Source organism: Streptomyces kebangsaanensis (assembly GCF_001906585.1).
Taxonomy (GTDB): Bacteria; Actinomycetota; Actinomycetes; order Streptomycetales; family Streptomycetaceae; genus Streptomyces; species Streptomyces kebangsaanensis.
The window spans coordinates 33,736-35,722 of sequence record NZ_JUJA01000057.1 but is presented as its reverse complement, the minus strand read 5'-3'; the positions used below and the strand labels follow the sequence as shown (position 1 = coordinate 35,722).

1 protein-coding gene and 1 pseudogene are annotated in these 1,987 nt (G+C 66.2%); both read right to left on the bottom strand.

The features are described from left to right. Positions 1–1,754 (bottom strand): nickel-dependent hydrogenase large subunit (locus RH94_RS08160; protein ID WP_073946938.1); only part of this gene is annotated, 1,754 nt, incomplete at its 3' end. A 25-nt stretch (positions 1,755–1,779) separates the two neighbouring features. Then, a pseudogene (locus RH94_RS42765) lies at positions 1,780–1,987 on the bottom strand (hydrogenase expression protein HypE); the annotation flags it as partial.

The window sequence follows — 1,987 nt, the reverse complement described above, 5'->3', positions numbered from 1 at the left end:
GTCAGTGTTTTTCCGTTGCCGGTGTACATGTGGACGCCGCAGGGGAGGCAGGGGTCGAAGCTGCGGACGGTGCGCATGATGTCGACGCCTTTGAAGGTGTCGGGGCCGTTTTCCTCGAAGATGGGCTGGCCCTGGACGGCGTCTTCGTAGGGGCCGGGGGTGCCGTAGTGGTCGCGGGGGCTGGCGTTCCAGGGGGTGGGGGGGTAGGGGTGGTAGTTGGCGATCTTTTTGTCGCGGATGACGAGGTGGTGGGAGAGGACGCCGCGGACGGCTTCGTGGAAGCCGCAGCCGATGGCTTCGTCGGGGACCTCGTAGTTGGTGAAGGTGTGGGTTTCGCCGGCGCGGACGAGGTGTTGGGCCTGGTCGAGGAAGTGGAGGGCCATGGCGGCGGCGTAGGCGATGAAGTAGGGGCGGGCGCGGTCGCGTTCGAGGGTGTTGGACCACTGGGGGATGGTCCATTCCAGGGTGTGTTCGGGGAGGGTTTGGCCTTTGGGGAGGGTGATGCGGACGCTGTGGCCGGTGGCTTTGACGTAGGGGGTGTCGACGAGGCCGTTCAGGGCGGTGGACCACAGGCGGGCCAGGGGGCCGCCGCCGGTGTCCAGGGCGAGGTGCCGGCCGGTTTCGGGGTGGTACCAGCGGGGGCTCATGACCCAGGAGTAGTTGTTTTCGAAGGTGCGTTTTTGGGGGTGGGGGAGGGTGGTCTGGTTCCAGGGGTGGCGGATGTCGACGGGGTTGCCGAGGGGGTCGTGGGTGACGAAGGGCTCTTCGCCTGTCCAGTCGTCGTAGTAGGAGGAGCCGAGGAGGATGCGCAGGCCGAGGTTGATGTCGGTGAGGTTGTTGGTGACGAGTTGGCCGTCGACGATGATGCCGGGGGTGACGTACATGTCCTTGCCCCAGGTGTTCATCGTGGCGTAGCGGTAGTCGCAGGTGTCGGGGTTTTGGAAGGCGCCCCAGCAGGCGAGGAGGATGCGGCGGCGGCCGACCTCCTCGTAGCCGGGCAGGGCGGCGTAGAAGAAGTCGAAGACGTCGTCGTTCATGGCGACGGCCTGTTTGACGAAGTCGATGATGCGCAGCAGGCGGGTGAGGTAGTCGGTGAAGAGGGTGGGCTGGGGCATGGTGCCCACGCCGCCGGGATAGAGGGTGGAGGGGTGGACGTGGCGGCCCTCCATCAGGCAGAACATCTCCCGGGTGGTGCGGGAGATCTTGAGGGCCTGTTTGTAGACCTCGCCCTCGAAGGGGTTGAAGGCGCGCATGATGTCGGCGATGGTGCGGTAGCCGTGGAGGTGGCCGCGGGGGGCTTCGGTGCGTTCGGCGCGGGCCAGGACGGAGGGGTTGGTGGCCTTGACCATGGCCTCGCAGAAGTCGACGAAGACGAGGTTGTCCTGGAAGATGGTGTGGTCGAACATGTATTCGGCGGCTTCGCCGAGGTTGGTGATGTGTTCGGCCATGGGCGGGGGTTTGGCGCCGTAGGCCATCTGCTGGGCGTAGTTGGAGCAGGTGGTGTGGTTGTCGCCGCAGATGCCGCAGATGCGGGAGGTGATGAAGCCGGCGTCGCGGGGGTCCTTGCCGCGCATGAAGACGGAGTAGCCGCGGAACAGGGAGGAGGTGGAGTGGCACTCGACGACTTCCTGGTTGGCGAAGTCGATCTTCGTGTAGATGCCCAGGTTGCCGATGATCCGGGTGATCGGGTCCCAGGACATGTCCACGATCTGCGCGGGCCTGCGCCCCGCCGCACGAGCCTGAGTGGTCGTCATGTCGGTCCGGTCCTCGTTCCTCTCGTCAGGCGCGCCAGTGCGGGTCGTACCCGCTGGTCAGCTCGTGTCGGTTGTGACGCCACTTCGGTTCCCTGTTGACGGCCATGCTGGTGATGCCGCGCATGCGCCGGATGAAGGCGCCGTAGGGCCTGATCAGCATGGACGACAGGCTGCCGCCGGTGGGCTCGTCCATGAACGGCATGAAGGTGTCGGGGAAGCCGGGCATGGTGCAG